The organism is Dyadobacter subterraneus (assembly GCF_015221875.1).
GTDB lineage: Bacteria > Bacteroidota > Bacteroidia > Cytophagales > Spirosomataceae > Dyadobacter > Dyadobacter subterraneus.
In genome coordinates this window covers 1519957-1536710 of record NZ_JACYGY010000002.1, presented here as the reverse complement: position 1 = coordinate 1536710, position 16754 = coordinate 1519957, and the positions used below count along the sequence as shown (strand labels likewise).

The 16754-nt window shown below is 38.8% G+C and carries 14 protein-coding genes; 9 read left to right on the top strand and 5 right to left on the bottom strand.

Going from position 1 to position 16754, the window contains the following annotated elements; translation table 11 throughout:
* The first annotated feature begins 4 nt into the window (after positions 1 to 4).
* The 5 genes from IEE83_RS32005 (at position 5) to IEE83_RS31985 (ending at position 7205) form a co-directional block, all read left to right on the top strand.
* Entirely contained in the window at positions 5 to 1498 is a 1494-nt protein-coding gene (locus IEE83_RS32005; protein WP_194124766.1) for a RagB/SusD family nutrient uptake outer membrane protein, read from the top strand.
* Between the two features lie 119 nt (positions 1499 to 1617).
* The gene (locus IEE83_RS32000) at positions 1618 to 2970 is read left to right on the top strand and encodes a glucoamylase family protein (protein WP_194124765.1); all 1353 of its coding nucleotides are present in this window, start codon (positions 1618 to 1620) and stop codon (positions 2968 to 2970) included.
* Positions 2971 to 3030: 60 nt separating this feature from the next.
* Positions 3031 to 4404: a glucoamylase family protein gene (locus IEE83_RS31995; protein ID WP_194124764.1), complete on the top strand. Its 1374-nt coding sequence runs from the start codon at positions 3031 to 3033 to the stop codon at positions 4402 to 4404.
* Positions 4405 to 4546: 142 nt separating this feature from the next.
* Positions 4547 to 5527 carry a Kelch repeat-containing protein gene (locus IEE83_RS31990; protein WP_194124763.1) on the top strand — a complete coding sequence of 327 codons (981 nt, stop codon included), beginning with the start codon at positions 4547 to 4549 and terminating at the stop codon, positions 5525 to 5527.
* A 43-nt stretch (positions 5528 to 5570) separates the two neighbouring features.
* Complete coding sequence (locus IEE83_RS31985) at positions 5571 to 7205, top strand: M1 family metallopeptidase (RefSeq protein WP_194124762.1); 1635 nt, start codon at positions 5571 to 5573, stop codon at positions 7203 to 7205.
* 3 nt (positions 7206 to 7208) lie between these two features.
* Here IEE83_RS31985 and IEE83_RS31980 read toward each other — a convergent pair whose 3' ends face one another.
* The 3 genes from IEE83_RS31980 to IEE83_RS31970 form a co-directional block, all read right to left on the bottom strand.
* Complete coding sequence (locus tag IEE83_RS31980) at positions 7209 to 7871, bottom strand: thiamine diphosphokinase (protein ID WP_194124761.1); 663 nt, start codon at positions 7869 to 7871, stop codon at positions 7209 to 7211.
* A 91-nt stretch (positions 7872 to 7962) separates the two neighbouring features.
* Positions 7963 to 8568 carry an IMPACT family protein gene (locus IEE83_RS31975; RefSeq protein ID WP_194124760.1) on the bottom strand — a complete coding sequence of 202 codons (606 nt, stop codon included), beginning with the start codon at positions 8566 to 8568 and terminating at the stop codon, positions 7963 to 7965.
* Positions 8558 to 9745 (bottom strand): MFS transporter, encoded by a 1188-nt coding sequence (locus tag IEE83_RS31970; RefSeq protein WP_194124759.1) that lies wholly within the window; start codon positions 9743 to 9745, stop codon positions 8558 to 8560. Before IEE83_RS31970 ends, IEE83_RS31975 begins: the two co-directional genes overlap by 11 nt.
* A gap of 192 nt (positions 9746 to 9937) precedes the next feature.
* Here IEE83_RS31970 and corA point away from each other — a divergent pair, with 192 nt between their 5' ends.
* The 3 genes from corA (at position 9938) to IEE83_RS31955 (ending at position 13073) form a co-directional block, all read left to right on the top strand.
* A complete protein-coding gene (gene corA, locus IEE83_RS31965; RefSeq protein ID WP_194124758.1) occupies positions 9938 to 10882 on the top strand; it encodes a magnesium/cobalt transporter CorA in 945 nt (314 codons plus the stop codon).
* 30 nt (positions 10883 to 10912) lie between these two features.
* On the top strand, positions 10913 to 11500 hold the full coding sequence (locus IEE83_RS31960) for a GNAT family N-acetyltransferase (RefSeq protein WP_194124757.1): 588 nt from the start codon (positions 10913 to 10915) through the stop codon (positions 11498 to 11500).
* 589 nt (positions 11501 to 12089) lie between these two features.
* Complete coding sequence (locus tag IEE83_RS31955) at positions 12090 to 13073, top strand: glycosyltransferase family 2 protein (RefSeq protein ID WP_194124756.1); 984 nt, start codon at positions 12090 to 12092, stop codon at positions 13071 to 13073.
* Between the two features lie 37 nt (positions 13074 to 13110).
* Here IEE83_RS31955 and IEE83_RS31950 read toward each other — a convergent pair whose 3' ends face one another.
* Positions 13111 to 14169: a glycosyltransferase family 4 protein gene (locus tag IEE83_RS31950; protein ID WP_228102161.1), complete on the bottom strand. Its 1059-nt coding sequence runs from the start codon at positions 14167 to 14169 to the stop codon at positions 13111 to 13113.
* Between the two features lie 384 nt (positions 14170 to 14553).
* On the opposite strand from IEE83_RS31950, the gene IEE83_RS31945 reads away from it, so the two are divergent.
* A complete protein-coding gene (locus tag IEE83_RS31945; protein WP_194124755.1) occupies positions 14554 to 15549 on the top strand; it encodes a ribonucleoside-diphosphate reductase small subunit in 996 nt (331 codons plus the stop codon).
* An 86-nt stretch (positions 15550 to 15635) separates the two neighbouring features.
* Here the strand turns inward: IEE83_RS31945 and IEE83_RS31940 are convergent, their stop codons facing one another.
* Positions 15636 to 16658 carry a glycosyltransferase family 9 protein gene (locus IEE83_RS31940; protein ID WP_194124754.1) on the bottom strand — a complete coding sequence of 341 codons (1023 nt, stop codon included), beginning with the start codon at positions 16656 to 16658 and terminating at the stop codon, positions 15636 to 15638.
* Positions 16659 to 16754 lie beyond the last annotated feature (96 nt).

Below are 16754 nucleotides of genomic sequence, written 5' to 3'. Positions count from 1 at the left end.
GACTATGAACAATATAGATTTTAAAACAAATTTTAAACGGATCGGGCTTTATGCCGGACTTGCTTCCATGTTGCTTTTCCCGGTTGCATGTCAGGACAGTTTCCTGGATACCGATCCGCAAGGCAAGCAGGCTGGTGACGTTTTCTGGGTAAATGAAAGCGATGCAACCAAAGCTGTCAATGCCATGTATGCGAATTTGCGCAGTTTTGACAATACAGCTTTTGGCGCGATTGCGGTTGAAAGTTTAGGTTCTGACGAAACAGAAAAAGGAAGTTCTGCCTCAGACGCTACTTTTTTGAACACATACGACAATTTTTCCGTGGGTTCTACGGATGGTCAGCTTGGTGCTTTCTGGTCTGCTCAATACAAAAATATTAACTATGCCAACCAGGTTTTAGATAATATTCCTGCTATCGAAATGACTGCTGCTTTAAAAGAAAGATATCTGGCAGAAGCAAAATTCATCCGTGCTTATTCGTATTTCCGCCTGGTTCGCGCTTTTGGTGATGTTCCTTTAAGATTAAAAGTACCTGCCGGAACGGAAGAATATAACATTCCAAGAACTGCAAAAGCTGAAATCTATACAGCGATTGAAAAGGATTTAACAGAAGCAGAAGCTGTATTACCAACCAGTTATGGAGCTGCGGATTTGGGTCGTGTTACAAAAGGCGCGGCCTTGTCTCTACATGCGAAAGTATCAATGTATGAGAAAAAATGGCAGCAAGTATATGATCTGACTACGCAGGTTATCGGTTTGGGTCAATATAAACTGGTTTCAAATTTTGAACAATTATTCAGAATTGCTAATGAAAACTCGACCGAATCCATTTTTGAAATACAAAATGCTTTGGTACTTGAAAATGCTGATGCGTCCAATTCTCAATATTCACAAGTTCAGGGTGTGAGAGGTGTTGTTGGCGGTGGCTGGGGCTTTAACGTTCCAACCAAGGAATTAGCTGATGCGTTCGAAACGGGAGATCCAAGAAGAGACGCGACAATTATTTTCCGTGGTGAAACAACGCCGGAAGGTGATTTCATTCCAACGGTTGGCGACAATCCAATGTATAACCAGAAATCATATGTGCCTTTCAGCCTTTATGTTTCAGGATTTAATGAAGGGGCTCAGCAGAATGTACGTGTGATTCGTTATTCAGATGTTTTGCTGATGAATGCAGAAGCTGCCAACGAATTGGGGAAAACAACGGAAGCATTGGCTTCTTTGGAAATTGTTCGTGCAAGAGCAAGAGGTGCAAGTACAACCATTCTTCCAAAAGTTACTACCACAGAGCAAGTTGCTTTGAGAACTGCCATCTGGCACGAACGTCAGGTTGAATTGGCGATGGAATTTGACCGCTATTTTGATGTGATCCGCCAGGGAAGAGGAACAGCAGTTTTCGGACCAAAAGGATGGATTGCAGGTAAAAATGAAGTATGGCCAATTCCTCAGACAGAAATTGATTTGAGCGGCGGCGTTTTAACCCAGAATGCCGGATACTAATTAAATAAAATCCTACAACAAACACCGGTCGATAATACTCAGAAATCTGATTGTAAAATTCGGCCGGTGTTTTTTTATCCTAAGGGATACATCTCTCCCAGCCTAACAAAAGCAACACAGTGAAAAATTGGTTTCAAATATTCTTTCTGCTTCTTATTGTTTTTGCATCTGGGTGTAAAAGTGATGATGTTAAACCACCGGAAACGATTAAACCGGCAACTTTTGCAATTGACTCGACTGACAAATTCCCGATTATATCAGACGATGCCCTTTTGACTTTAGTACAAAAGCAGACCTTCAAATACTTCTGGGATTTTGGACATCCGGTTAGCGGTTTGGCCAGAGAAAGAAATACTTCCGGTGATGTGGTTACCTCTGGCGGAAGCGGTTTTGGCATTATGACAATTCCGATTGCTATTGAAAGGGAATTTATAACCCGGGCGCAAGGCCTGGAAAGAATGCAGAAAATCGTCGCCTTTTTGAAAACCAACGCACAAAAATTTCACGGTGCATTTCCACATTGGTTGAATGGTGCGACCGGAGTAGTGGTTCCGTTTAGTGCAAAAGATGACGGCGCAGATCTGGTTGAAACTTCATATTTGATCCAGGGTCTGTTGACAGCACGACAATATTTCGATGGGAATGATGCCAATGAAACTGCGCTAAGAAATGACATCAATACAATCTGGTATGCCGTAGAATGGGATTGGTTCAGAAATAATAATGAAAACGTATTGTATTGGCATTGGAGCCCAAATTACAACTGGGATATGAATTTGCCGATTAAAGGCTGGAATGAATGTCTGATCACCTATGCGTTAGCCGCCTCCTCGCCTACGCATGCAATCCCCAATATTGTTTATGATAACGGCTGGACCGGAAACGGTTCTTTCAAAAACGGCAACAGTTATTATGGAATAAATCTGCCATTGGGAGTTGCCTATGGAGGTCCGTTATTTTTCTCCCAATATTCGTTTCTTGGTATAAATCCAACCAATCTTACCGACAAATACACAAATTATTTAACTCAAAATCAGAACCATACCTTAATCAATTATAATTACTGCAAGACCAATCCATTAAAATATAACGGATACAGCGAACTCTGTTGGGGATTAACAGCCAGTGATATTCCAGATGGCTACAATGCCAATTCTCCGACCAGCGACAAAGGCGTGATCGCTCCTACCGCGGCTATATCAGCATTTCCATATACACCCACAGAATCGATGAAAGCCTTAAAGTTTTTCTATTATAAGCTGGGTGACAGGCTTTGGGGAGATTATGGATTTTATGATGCGTTTTCTTTACATACAAACTGGTACGCAACGTCTTATCTGGCCATTGACCAGGGACCGATCATTATCATGATAGAAAATTATCGTAGCGGCTTGCCATGGAAACTGTTTATGAGTTCACCGGAAATTAAAACAGGAATGAAAAATCTGGGCTTTCAAAGTCCGAATTTATAATTGAATAGAAAATAGATAAGACGAATAATTCACTACCTCAACATAAAGAATTTTATAAATATGAAATCAATACTCTTATCACTAAGCCTGATATGCGGTCTGCTTATTTCGCAGAACAGCATCGGTCAAAAGAAAAAATCTGCCGTTGCTCCACTAACCTTTAATCCCGTAAATCGTCCTAAAAATTTATCCGATACGGCCTTACTTGAATTGGTACAAAAACAAACATTCCGGTATTTCTGGGAATTTGGACATCCGGTAAGTGGTATGGCCAGAGAAAGAAGCAACGTCGCCTTTGATTATGGCGATGAAGTTGTTACAACCGGCGGAACCGGATTTGGTATTATGGCGATGATCGTAGCAGCAGAACGCGGCTGGGTTCCGAGAGATTCAGTTTCAAAAAGACTTTTAAAAATGGTGAAATTCCTTTCCAAAGCGGATCATTATCACGGTATTTTTCCACATTGGCTAAATGGAGGAACTGGTAAGATTATTCCGTTCGGACGAAAAGATGATGGTGGAGATCTGGTAGAATCTTCTTTTTTGTTTCAGGGATTGATTTGTGCAAAACAGTATTTTAAAGGAGAAAATGATACCGAAAGGGATTTAAGAAACCGGATTACCTGGATTTGGGAAGAGGCAGAATGGGATTGGTATACCAGAGGAAATCCGGATCAGCTTTTCTGGCATTGGAGCCCGAACAATGGCTGGGCAATGAATTTTGAATTGCGCGGTTATAATGAAACGCTGATCACTTACATCATGGCAGCGTCGTCACCCCGATATCCAATCACGGCACAGGTTTACAATAAATGCTGGGCACAAAGTGATCATTTTAAAAATGGAAAAGAGTTTTATGGTGTCAAACTTCCATTAGGTTTTGATTTTGGCGGTCCTTTATTTTTTGCACATTATTCATTTTTAGGATTAGACCCACGCAAACTGAAAGATCAGTATGCTGACTACTGGGAGCAAAATGTGAATCACACGATGATTAACTACAAACATTGTGTTGCCAATCCTGGAAAATTTAAAGGTTATGGTGAAAATAGCTGGGGATTAACAGCAAGCGATACCTTTGATGGATACAATGCATTTTCTCCGACCAATGATTTTGGTACCATAACACCGACCGCTGCATTATCCTCTTTTCCGTATGCGCCTCAACAATCAATGAAAGCGCTGAGACATTTCTACGATGATTTGGGAGATAAAATTTGGAGCGAATATGGATTTACAGATGCCTTTAACGAATCGCAAAACTGGTATGCAAAATCACATTTAGCAATTGATCAGGGACCAATAATTGTGATGATTGAAAACTACCGGACAGGATTATTGTGGAAATTATTCATGAGTAGCCCGGATGTACAAAATGGATTAAAAAAGTTGAATTTTGAAAGTCCGGCTTTGAAAACAATCAGCAAAAATTAACTGGTCATTTGCCAAAATTCACAAGAATAAGCTTTCCGAACTGCTTTTCAGAAATTATAAAATAAATTGTACCTTGATGGTATTTTAACGGCGTTCATGGAGCACAATTCCATGAACGCTTCTATACCCGACGCAATTTATTATGAACCTGTTTCACAAGATTTTCTCTATATTTCTAGCCATGAACGCCATGGCTTTTTCTGTTTCGGCTCAAATGTGGAAAGCCATCGAACCAGAAAATCTTCCGGTAAAAAGACTGGAAAATGCAATGGCTGAGGCTAACGGAAAACTTTATCTGCTCGGTGGCCGCGATATTAAAACCGTGGATGAATATGACCCAAAGAAAAATACCTGGGTCAGCCTAAGCAAGACACCTCTTGAAATGAGCCACTTCCAGGCAGTATCATTCAAAGACGAAATATATGTGGTGGGCGCGTTTACGGGCGGGTATCCTCACGAAACGCCAATTCCTAATATTTATATTTTTAATCCAATCAAAAATGAGTGGCGGAAAGGCCCGGAAATTCCTGAAAACAGAAGACGCGGTGCCGCTGGCGCTTTTGTTTTGAATGATAAAATCTATGTGATTTGTGGCATTCAGGACGGTCACTGGGATGGACAGGTTGCATGGTTTGATGAATTTGACCCTGCAACAAATACATGGAAACAATTGCCGGATGCCCCAAGAAAACGCGACCATATACAGGTTGCCGTTGTTGACAATAAACTTTACGTAGCTGGTGGACGACTTTCCACGGCAAGAATTAATCAGGTACTCAATACCACAATTGCCGAAGTTGATGTATATGATTTCAAGACCGGCAAATGGGAAACCTTAGATCCTTCCAACAATATCCCGACCAAACGAGCCGGAAATACTACCGTAGCTTTGGGCCATAAAGTTTTATTTATCGGAGGAGAAAGTGATGCGCATGAGGTAGGTCATAATGAAGTTGAAGCATTTAACACACATACCCGGAAATGGGAAAAATATCCGTCTCTGCTTCAAGGCAGACATGGTACTCAGGCCGTTACGATGCATAAAAAAGTTTATATAGCTGCCGGTTCAGGTAATCGGGGTGGCGGTCCGGAACTGAACACGCTGGAAGTTTTAGAAGAATAATCCATATAAAAGTCCTATCCTATTTCTTAAATAATAAATATTAATGTTAAAGAAACTCATTTCTTTCTGTCTGGTAATTAGTCCGTTTTTTGCTTTTGCACAAAAAAAACAAACCGTTTTTACCCACGCCGATACTTTGCGCGGCTCAATAACCCCCGAACGCGAATGGTGGGATCTGACTTACTATCATCTAAATGTTAAACCAAATGCAAAAGATAGCACGCTTACGGGCAGTACGGTTGTCAATTATAAAGTTTTGAAACCAAATCAGATTATTCAAATCGATTTGCAGGAACCTTTAAAGATTGAAAAAGTCGTACAGGATGGCCAGAATTTAACTTATAAAAGAGATGGAAATGCATTTTTCATCACGTTGACAAAAAAACAGGAAAAAGGAAAATCTGAATCCATTGAAGTATTTTATTCAGGAAAACCGCGTTTGGCAAAACGTCCGCCTTGGGATGGTGGCGTGCAGTGGGTACCTGATGGAAATGGAAATACAATTATTTCTACTTCTTGCCAGGGACTTGGTTCCAGCGTCTGGTGGCCTTGTAAGGATCATATGTATGATGAGCCGGATAGTATGATGGTGAGTATTACAGTGCCAAAAAACCTGACGGATGTTTCCAATGGAAAATTGCGCAGTGTTGTTGAAAATAATGATGACACGCATACTTTCAACTGGGCTGTTGTTAATCCGATCAACAATTATGGCGTCAATATGAACGTGGCGAATTTTGTGAGCTGGACTGAAACTTTCAAAGGTGAAAAAGGAGATTTACCGTTAAGTTTTTATGTATTGCCGAAAAATCTTGAAAAGGCAAAAGTTCAGTTTAAACAGGCAAACCAAATGCTAAAAGCCTTTGAACACTGGTTTGGGCCATATCCTTTTTATGAAGATGGTTATAAATTGGTTGAAGTTCCTTATTTGGGAATGGAACATCAAAGTTCAGTTACCTATGGTAATGGATATCAAATGGGTTATCTCGGACGTGATTTGTCGAAAACTGGTTGGGGTCTAAAATGGGATTTTATCATCATTCATGAAAGCGGACACGAATGGTTTGCCAATAATATTACCTACAAAGACGCGGCCGATATGTGGGTCCATGAAGGATTCACGAATTATTCAGAAAATCTTTACACAGAATATTACTTTGGCAAAGAGGCCGGCGCCGATTATGTAATTGGAACACGTGCGCTCATCGCCAATGATATTCCGATCATCGGGCCTTATGGTGTGAATGAATCAGGATCGAGAGATATGTATTACAAAGGCGGAAATATTCTGCACACGCTTCGTCAGGTTGTAAATGATGATGAAAAATGGAGACAGATTTTGCGTGGACTGAATAAAACATTTTATCACCAGACCGTTGTCACAGCACAAATTGAAGAATATATTTCAAAACATGCCGGAAGAAATCTTAATAAAGTATTTGATCAGTATTTGAGAGATACCAAAGTTCCGGTGCTGGAATATACTTTCAAAGATAACAGCCTACAATACCGCTGGTCGAATGTGGTAAGCGGATTTGATATGCCGGTCAAAATAAAACTGGGAGATTCAAAAGAACAGTTTGTTTATCCTACCGGTGAGTGGAAAACTTTAAAAACAAAAGGAGAAAAAACACTGGTTGTAGACCGCAATTTTTATGTTGAATCGAAAAGCGTTTAAGCTTTAATCCCAACATTCCATAATAAGCAAATCCCCTTTTGAGGCGGCAATCCGAACCATTCCATCGGCTTCCGCCTCATTACTATTTCCGGTCCGATGGCCCAGCGTCAGGGTTTCATCATTAAGATTATATTTCAATCCGGAAGTTTTAATTCCTTCGACTATACCAACCGGGATAAGAGAAATCGGTGTTTTGGCAACATACCATTTTTCAAAAACGCCCGACAACGGAAATATTTTTGAATAATCATCCAGCAAAACCAGACGAATTGTTTCTTTATAACGAACCAGATTTGTAATGTTTGTAATGGAATGATCTGCACGACGGCCTGTTGCCCAAATGATATTAGCTGCCGGAAAACCTTCACTTACTAAATAATCGATCGCTTTTTCAAGATCCGTTTTTTCCTGATCAGGCGTGTGAACAATTTTCAAAGGATACTGACGGGACCTGATTTCTTCAAAATCATGATGATGATCAAAATCTCCCAACCATACATCCACTTTAATTCCCAGTTCCAAAACCCTGTAAATCGCGTGATCTAGGACAAGAACCAGCGGACTCCATTCCAGTAATTGACCAAGCAATTCTTCACTGCAAGCTTCTCCATTGGCAATAATAAGTGCGGGTTCCTGTTTGTCCCTGATAATATGGTGTGAAGACATAAATTTAATTTTCCGATAATCGTCGATTCCCACGAAGTTACAAACTAATAAATAATTTTTGCGGCGACAGTGTCAGTGCATCGCCATCAGGTTATATCGACTTTGTCACCAAGCCTTCCACTTTATCACATCTTGTAATAAAACGTTCAACCAGCGTAGTTCTGACTTCAACAACCATCCGGCATTCCATTTCAAAGTTTTGTTCAAGAACCGGCAATTCCATTTCCTTAATAATCCGCATGACATCATTCATCTGGACATAGGAAAATTTCAGCTCGTAATTGACGACCAAATGTTTCACAACAATGTCAGCATTCTCCAATGCGTCTTCCGTTGCCGATCTGTAAGCATTTATCAAACCCGGAATTCCTAATAATGTCCCTCCAAAATAACGCACTACTACAACCAGAATATTGGTTATTTCTTTGGAATAAAGCGTATTTAAAATTGGCCGTCCGGAAGAACCTGACGGTTCGCCATCATCGCTCAAACGATACTGCATTCTGTCCAGACCAAAACGATAAGCATACACATGATGATTGGCTTTCGGATGCAATTCTCTTAATTTCAGAAGATGCGTTTTCACTTCATTTTCTGTTGTAATAGGAAATATGAAGGAAATAAATTTGCTTCCCTTATCCTTATAAAAACCTTCAACAGGTTCGGCAATTGTTTTGTAAGTATCTTCAAATAACACGGCTTGCCCTTCTTTTATATCTGTAAAGCACAATGGTATAAATCAAAGCTGCCGCAGCAAAAGCCGCCATAATCATAAAAACCAGTGGTAGATTTTCTATTTTGTTTGCAAAAATAGCAGCGGAAAGAAATGCCCCTATACCAATTCCTGCTTCGAGAGAAATATACATGGAAGCTATTGCGCGTCCACGGTTATGGTCGTTGCTCAAATCCACAGTCCAGGCGGAAAGTACGGGTGATAATATTCCCATTGAAATACCAAAAAATGCCGCTCCGGTCACGAAAAGAAAAACAGAATCGGCATATCCGGTGATGATCATCGAAATAATCAAAATGCTACATCCGGCAATGGTTACTGGTATCCGACCTTTGCGATCAGAAAGTTTTCCGGCTACAAAACGGATCAATATGGAAAATAAAGTGAATACCATGAAATAAATTCCTCGGTTAGCAAGGCCAAGATGCTCACTAAAATCCGGGCTTAAAGTAGCCACCGCGCCAAAACCAAAATAGGCAAGAAATGTTACAAATGCCGGGCTGAAAACATCAGGCTCAAAAATATCCCGCCAGGTAATTTGAAATGCCTTTACAGAAAGCCGCTCCTTTTCAACCAGCGTTTCTTTCATGTTGAAAAGAATAACGATTGACATCAATGCAAAAAGTGATGACGTATAAAAAAGCGCATTTATTGAAAAAGACTGACTGATCATACTTCCAATAGCCGGTCCGAAAGCGGAACCAACACCCATACACATACCATGAATTCCCATCGCTTCTCCTCTCCGATGTGCCGGAATTATGTCTGCGATGTAAGCTGCGGTGCCTGTTGGTTTAAAACCTGTGGAGAATCCGTGAACCAATCTTAATAATAAAAAGGGCATTACCGTCGTGAAAACAGGATACAAAAATCCACAAATAAAACACACCAGCGAGCCAAATGCCATCACCGGAACACGACCGACGCGATCCGTTAACCGACCACTAAAAGGCCTTGATATTCCGGCAGTTAGCGTAAATAAACCAATAATAAAACCCTTGTATTCAGCGCCACCCATAGCCGACAAATAGCTTGGGAGCTCGGGGATAAGCATATTAAAACTGGAAGAGAAAAGAAAGGAACTCGTACCAAGCAACCAAAATTGCAGTGTAAATATTCCGGGAGAAGCCGTATTTTGCATCCCGTAAATTTACAACTATCTTGGGGAAATAGTTGAAGGTTGAGAGTGGAAAGTTAAAAGTTAAGGGTCTAGAGTTGAAAATCACTTCGATGTGAAATACGACCATCCTAACTTTCTTAATAGCCTTATTCGCTTATTACTTTGCGTATGCACTCATTCTCAACTTTTCAACGCTCAACTTTTAACTGAAAAATGGTTAGAATATTTTATAAAGAGGGACGGCTGATAAAGCGCGAAAATGATATTCGTGAGCTTGGAAAGGTGCAAAACCTTGTCTGGGTAGATTTACAATCTCCCTCGGCCGAAGAAGAAGAATGGGTTGAAAACAAGTGTGATATCAGTTTTCAAACACCACAGGAAATTGTTGAAATTGAAAGCAGTTCACGGTTTTTCGAACAAAATGAAACCATCAACGCAAACTCCAACTTTTTGAGTATTGATCGGGATGGTTATAAAACTTATCCGGTTTCATTTATTCTTCATAAAAATATTCTTTTCACATACCGTCGCGGTGATTCCAAAACATTTGCCGATACGGTTAAGAAAATGAAAGTAAGTCCGGATACTTTCCAAACCGGCGTGGATTTTATGCTCATGCTGCTTGAAACAAGAATTGAGGCTGATGCGGATTCCCTGGAAGCGATTTCAAGAGATATTTCACAGATCAGTAAGGATTTGGCTCATGAACAAAAAGCCCGTCAGGAAGTACTTATTCGTATCAGTGCATTGCAGGAAACGACAATGATGCTCAGGGAAACGAGTATTGACAAACAGCGTGTACTTTCCGGAATTTTGCGCAGTCAGTATTTCCCGGAGGACCGGAAGGAGCATTTACGTATTATATTGAAAGATATCAGCTCACTGCTGGAATATACCACTTTCAATTTTGAGCGTCTGGAATATCTGCAAAATACTTTTATGGGTTTGATCAACCTTGAACAAAGTCAGGTAATCAAGATTTTCACCGTTGTGACAATTATTTTCATGCCTCCAACCCTGATTGCGGGAATTTTTGGTATGAATTACACCCACATTCCTTCCACCGAAGAACCCTGGGGTTTCTGGGTTTCTTTGCTCCTGATGGTACTTTCTTCACTCGTTGTACTCTGGTTTTTCAGAAGGAAAAGATGGATTTAAATTTTTGATATTTCCCTTACTACAATTTACATGTCAAATAATACAGCTGCCTCAATTGAACTGACATTTGCAGAAACACAAAAAGATATTGAAGAAATTCTGTCTCTTCAGCAACTTAATTTAAAAATCAACGTCTCAGAAGAAGTAAAAAAAGACCAGGGTTTTCTGACCGTTTGCCACAGTGAAGAGCAACTGCAAATCATGCAAAGTTTAACACCACAGATCATAGCAAAAGCAGATGGAAAAGTGATAGCGTTTGCCCTTGCCATGCTGCCTTCCATGGGAAAACTGATACCGGATCTTCAACCTATGTTTGATATTGTGGATGATATCGAATGGAAAGGAAAAATGATCAGAGATTACAAATACTACATGATGGGGCAAATATGTGTAGCGGCCGAATTTCGCGGACAGGGAATTTTTGACAAACTATATCTCACACATAAAAAATTTTATGAAAAAAAATTTGATCTATGCATCACAGAAATCTCAACATCCAACAAAAGATCTCAAAGAGCTCATGAAAGAGTTGGTTTTGAAACAATTCATCTTCATGAGGATCATGTTGATGAATGGAATGTGGTGGCATGGGAACTAAAACACTACGTGATACCTTAAATACCTAACATGTTAAAATACAATTAATAAAATGCAGATATCATTAATCTGTAATTGTAATATGGCAGGTTAATTATATTTTCTAAACCTGGCTGAATTTTCAGAAAAATTAATTTTTATTTTTTTTCTTCCTGTAATATTCAGTAAATCAATTATTTCGGCTACTCAACCAATTAAAAAAGTACAATTAATATTTAGAATATCAATGTAATATTATTCTAAAGGTGATTTGTGCTCTTTCACTTCTTCCAACCCTTTTTCCTGAATCAGTGTCATAATTGTAATGGCATAAAACTTGCAACAGATTACGTAATTATCAGGTATAGTCTATTAAGAGAGACAAAAAATTTACCTGAAACGAAATCAAGGTTTATATGCGATGGGCGGTGGCAATATCAAACGGTGCTTCGAAATAATGTGAGAGAGCGTTTGATTATGAACAATGAATCTTATAAAAAGGCGTTTCAGTTCCAAACTTGTGAGAATCATCTGCCATAGGCTGATTTAGTAAAACCGCTATACCGATCTAAAATAATGTATTTTAAAAGGTATTAGGTTATTCAATTCATTTAACTAAATAACCGACTGAATGAAAAGTATCTCAGTAATAATTCCTAATTATAATGGGAAACATTTATTTGAAAAGTATTTTGGACATAATTTCAATGTACTTATGTCCATTAAAACAGAGGTTGAAATCATTGTGATTGACGATGCTTCTACGGATGATTCTGTGGAATATTTGCAACAGAATTACGGAGACACTATCACACTTCTTAAAAAAGAAACCAATTCAGGATTCTCTGAAACCTGTAATCTGGGAATTAAGCAGGCAAATAATGATTTAATTTTCCTGCTCAATACGGACGTTACGCTGGAAGAAGGATACATAGAAAAGCTTTATAAATATTTTGAGAAAGGTGATACGTTTGGAGTGATGGGCCGTATCATTGGAATGGACGATGATTTGATCCGTGAGGCGGCAAGAGAGCCAAAAATTATGGGTCGTAAAATAAAATCTTCGGATCTGTTTCACCTCAAAAATATTAACGCACTCACACCTACGTTTTATCTTTCCGGAGCCAATGCTTTAATGGATACTAAAAAGTTGAAAACCATTAACGGCTTCAATGAAATGTTTAATCCATATTACGGTGAAGACCAGGAGTTATCAATTCGTGCGTGGAGGATGGGTTGGAAGTGTTATTATGAACACAATGCAGTTTGCCGTCACGAGGTAATGGCCAGCACCAAAAACCACAATCCTAAAAAAGCAATCAAAAGAATTCATTTCAGAAACCGCTACTACGTTCACTATCTACATCTGCAAGGCATTGATCTAACGCTTTGGCATTTACAGATTTTACTTTGTGATGTACTTTTAGGTATTTTGTCGTGCCAGTTTTACAAAGCTGAGGCTTATATGGATTTCCGCAGAAATCGCCAGGGACTCATGATTAAAAAGAGTGCCTTTACCCGGCAAATGAAAAGAAATCATTCCAACATAGGGATTATTGAAGTCATTGAAAGTATCAAGATGATGCTAAAATATCAGCATGTTATCAAGCTATGATATGAAGCGAAACATCTGTCAGAGGTGCTTTATCTAATCAGGCCAAATCCCGGTATATACTCAGGTATTGTCTCGCAGCTTTTTGCCAGGAAAAAGATAAAGCCCTTTCCCGAATTTTACCGGATGGCATTGTTTCTTCAAAATGTTCCAAAGTTGTTTTTAAAACATTTTGCATAGATTCCGGATCAAAGCTTTCAAAATAATAAGCAAAATCGCCTCCAATTTCAGGTAAGGAAGTGCAGGTGGATAAAATCACAGGCTTACCAAAATACATGGCTTCGATAACCGGCAAGCCAAATCCTTCTGCCGTAGAAGGAAACAAAAATGCCTTACAATTACTGAGATACCATTTTTTGTCATTTTCTGAAATGGGTCCGGTAAACAATAATCTATCTTCAACACCGTATTTTATTGCCTCATTTTTTATTTGCTGAACATAATCCTGATCTCCCTCTATTCCCGCTAAAACAAGATAAAAATTGTTATTTTTTAATAAAGCTGGCAAAACGTGAAAATTCTTTTTTTCAACAATGGTCCCGATAGAGAATAAAAAAGGCTGATCAGGTATATTCTCCGGCTGGATTATAGGCAGACTATCATCAACATTACATCCATTATAGATGACCGACGTCGGCTTTTCACCAAGAACCAGATGAGTCTTCAGATCATTCTGTACATAATGTGAAATAGCTACGATGTGATCTGCCCGGTTAATCTTTTTTTGCAAAAGGGCTAAACTTCTTTTCCTGTTTTTCTCAGTCTGCTTGCTGTCATATAAAAAATTCAAATCATGGATTGTTATTATGATTCGAACCTTCCTGTTTGAAGGAAAATAATTGGAGGCCTGAAAAGTACAATGCCAGATAGCTCCTTCATACAATTTTGGAAATAAATGTTTATGCAAAAAATGCTGCGGCTGATATTTTGCCTCGCTTCCAAAAACACCAGTCTGTGATTCCGGCAGATAAAATTTAACGGTTTCATGTTCAGAATCGATCTCCCGTAATATCGCATTTCCCAATTGCAGACAGAAATGAAATAGACCTGTATGAGGATATTTCATCCTTTCACAATCAATGTAAATGTTGTTGAGCATAGTCTTTGATTACCAATAATATTAACGGGGATTTTTTAAATGTACAAATAACGTTGGAATGATATACGATTGCCGTAAAAAGATTTCTACGAACTACTTTTTTTCAAATTCAAATTAGTTTGTTTTCATATGGATAAGATATGTTTCTTATCAGACAGTTTTTGTTATTTACGCCAAGTTTTTTTACCGTTTGATAGAATTTATTTACAAGCTGTTTACCTGAATTTTCAATAAAACCTTTACAGAAAAGATATAATTTGATTTATTTCTCCTTGAAATTACGGCTCAAAGCGTGTAGATTTGTTTTCTGCAGCAACCAACCTGATGGTAAGTCCGCTATGCTGCAATTGATGATCTGGTCTGTATAAATAATTTGAATTAACTATGTCACAAGAAGTTACAAAACAGGAACCCCTGTTGATAGAGGATCCGTTGCGCTTTGTTTTATTTCCGATTAAACACATGGATATATGGGAAATGTACAAACGCCACGAAGCGTCATTCTGGACTGCGGAAGAAATTGATTTATCGCAGGATCAAAAAGACTGGGAAAACCTGAGCGATGGTGAGCGCCATTTCATATCTCACATTCTTGCATTTTTTGCAGCATCTGATGGTATTGTTAATGAAAATCTTGCAGTTAATTTTCTTAGCGAAGTACAATATGCGGAAGCAAAATGTTTCTATGGCTTCCAGATTGCGATGGAAAATATTCATTCTGAAACTTATTCCTTGCTGATTGATACCTATATCAAGGATCCGGTAGAAAAAGATCATTTATTGCGTGCGATTGATACTGTCCCTTGTGTTCAGAAAAAAGCAGAATGGGCCTTAAAATGGATCAATAGCCCTGTTTTTGCGGAAAGAATTATTGCTTTTGCGGCGGTTGAAGGTATTTTCTTTTCAGGATCTTTCTGCTCAATTTTCTGGTTGAAAAAGCGCGGGTTGATGCCAGGACTTTCATTCTCGAATGAATTGATTTCCAGGGATGAAGGACTTCATTGTGAATTTGCCTGTTTGTTGTATACGCAGCATATTGTAAATCAGTTACCTCAGGATAGAGTAATTGAAATCATGCTGGACGCAGTAAAAATTGAACAGGAATTCGTTACTTCTGCCTTGCCGGTTTCTCTAATTGGTATGAATGCTGAACTGATGAATCAATACATCGAATATATTGCAGATTTTTGGCTTGAAAGATTAGGTTGTCCAAAACAATTCGGATCTGCCAATCCTTTTGACTTTATGGAATTAATCTCTTTACCGGGCAAAACAAACTTCTTTGAAAAACGCGTTGGCGATTATCAAAAAGCAGGTGTTATGAGCGGTTTACAAGATAAAGACTCAGGACACAAAATTTCTTTCGATTCAGATTTCTGATATTTATACCAACCTAATAATTGTCCGAAATTAATTTCGAACAATTATTAGGTTCATTTTCTTCACATTATTTGAGGATTCCATCGCTACGGTTTTTTCCACTTCCCTATCTCCGACGCCACTTCCACCGGCGTAATTTGTTTCATACATTCACATTTTGAAACATCATGCTCACATTTGTTACAGGCAGAATGTCCTACTAAAAAAGAAGCTTTCGGACCAATTGGCCCCCAACGTTTTGGAAAAAGTGGCCGCATCGGAGGATACAAACCAAGGGCATTGTTACCCAACGCCGCCGCAATATGCAATGGTCCAGTACTGGCGGCGATCAAACCATTGGAATAATAAATAAAAGCAATAAATTCCCTCAGGCTCATCATACCCGTCATATCCACCACGTGTTCAGGCAGTTGCGCAAGCCATCCGCGCATGGAAGCACCATCCGCCTTTGTCCCCGAAATGAAAATTTTGTATTTATCTTTTGGTAAAAGATGAATCAGATCCGCGAAATTTTCCAGTCCCCATTCTCTTGCACTTTTGTTCGATTTGGGATGTAAAATAATATTAAGCCTGTCCTTTTGTAAATAAGCCAGCAACCGCTTTGGCAATGGAGAAATTTTTGTCATCCTAAAATGACGGAAAATATCATTTAACGGAACAGATTCGTCAATATCAAGTGCTTTCAGCAATTTGATATTCAACTGAGCCTCGTGTAAATCTGAACCTCTGCGACTAAGTTTAATCAATTTGTTACAGGTCATCCAGTGAAACCAGCGGTTTGTGGTGCCGATTCTTACCGGAATTTTCGCATCCTGCGCCAATTTTGCTATTTTCTTGTTTGGTAAAACATGGACAATTGCATCATATTTTTCCTTTTTTAAAAATGCTATCTGGTCCTTATAGTCCAGTTTGTTTATTAGATCAATGTTAACAAACTTATCAATTGCAGTACAAGTATGAATAACATCTTCGGTATAAGATTTACCTAGAAAATGCACCTCAGAAATATCTTTATGCTCTTTTAAAATATCACAGACTGGAATTGTCAGAATCACATCTCCGATTGCATCCGTTCGGCTGACAAGAATTTTAAGCTTTTTTTTCAACATTTCTTCAAGTATCGTTTGCCACTGGCAGTTAGGGCATTTTTATTTTTTATTCTAAATTATTGAGCCATTAACGTAATGAATATAGTAAAATTTACT

Excerpts from the sequence above, each read along its gene's own strand:
- IEE83_RS32005 (WP_194124766.1), top strand. The coding sequence starts at position 5 with ATGAACAATATAGATTTTAAAACAAATTTTAAACGGATCGGGCTTTAT.
- IEE83_RS31995 (WP_194124764.1), top strand. The coding sequence starts at position 3,031 with ATGAAATCAATACTCTTATCACTAAGCCTGATATGCGGTCTGCTTATT.
- IEE83_RS31990 (WP_194124763.1), top strand. The coding sequence starts at position 4,547 with ATGAACCTGTTTCACAAGATTTTCTCTATATTTCTAGCCATGAACGCC.
- IEE83_RS31985 (WP_194124762.1), top strand. The coding sequence starts at position 5,571 with ATGTTAAAGAAACTCATTTCTTTCTGTCTGGTAATTAGTCCGTTTTTT.
- IEE83_RS31980 (WP_194124761.1), bottom strand. The coding sequence starts at position 7,871 with ATGTCTTCACACCATATTATCAGGGACAAACAGGAACCCGCACTTATT.
- IEE83_RS31970 (WP_194124759.1), bottom strand. The coding sequence starts at position 9,745 with ATGCAAAATACGGCTTCTCCCGGAATATTTACACTGCAATTTTGGTTG.
- corA (WP_194124758.1), top strand. The coding sequence starts at position 9,938 with ATGGTTAGAATATTTTATAAAGAGGGACGGCTGATAAAGCGCGAAAAT.
- IEE83_RS31960 (WP_194124757.1), top strand. The coding sequence starts at position 10,913 with ATGTCAAATAATACAGCTGCCTCAATTGAACTGACATTTGCAGAAACA.
- IEE83_RS31955 (WP_194124756.1), top strand. The coding sequence starts at position 12,090 with ATGAAAAGTATCTCAGTAATAATTCCTAATTATAATGGGAAACATTTA.
- IEE83_RS31950 (WP_228102161.1), bottom strand. The coding sequence starts at position 14,169 with ATGCTCAACAACATTTACATTGATTGTGAAAGGATGAAATATCCTCAT.
- IEE83_RS31945 (WP_194124755.1), top strand. The coding sequence starts at position 14,554 with ATGTCACAAGAAGTTACAAAACAGGAACCCCTGTTGATAGAGGATCCG.
- IEE83_RS31940 (WP_194124754.1), bottom strand. The coding sequence starts at position 16,658 with ATGTTGAAAAAAAAGCTTAAAATTCTTGTCAGCCGAACGGATGCAATC.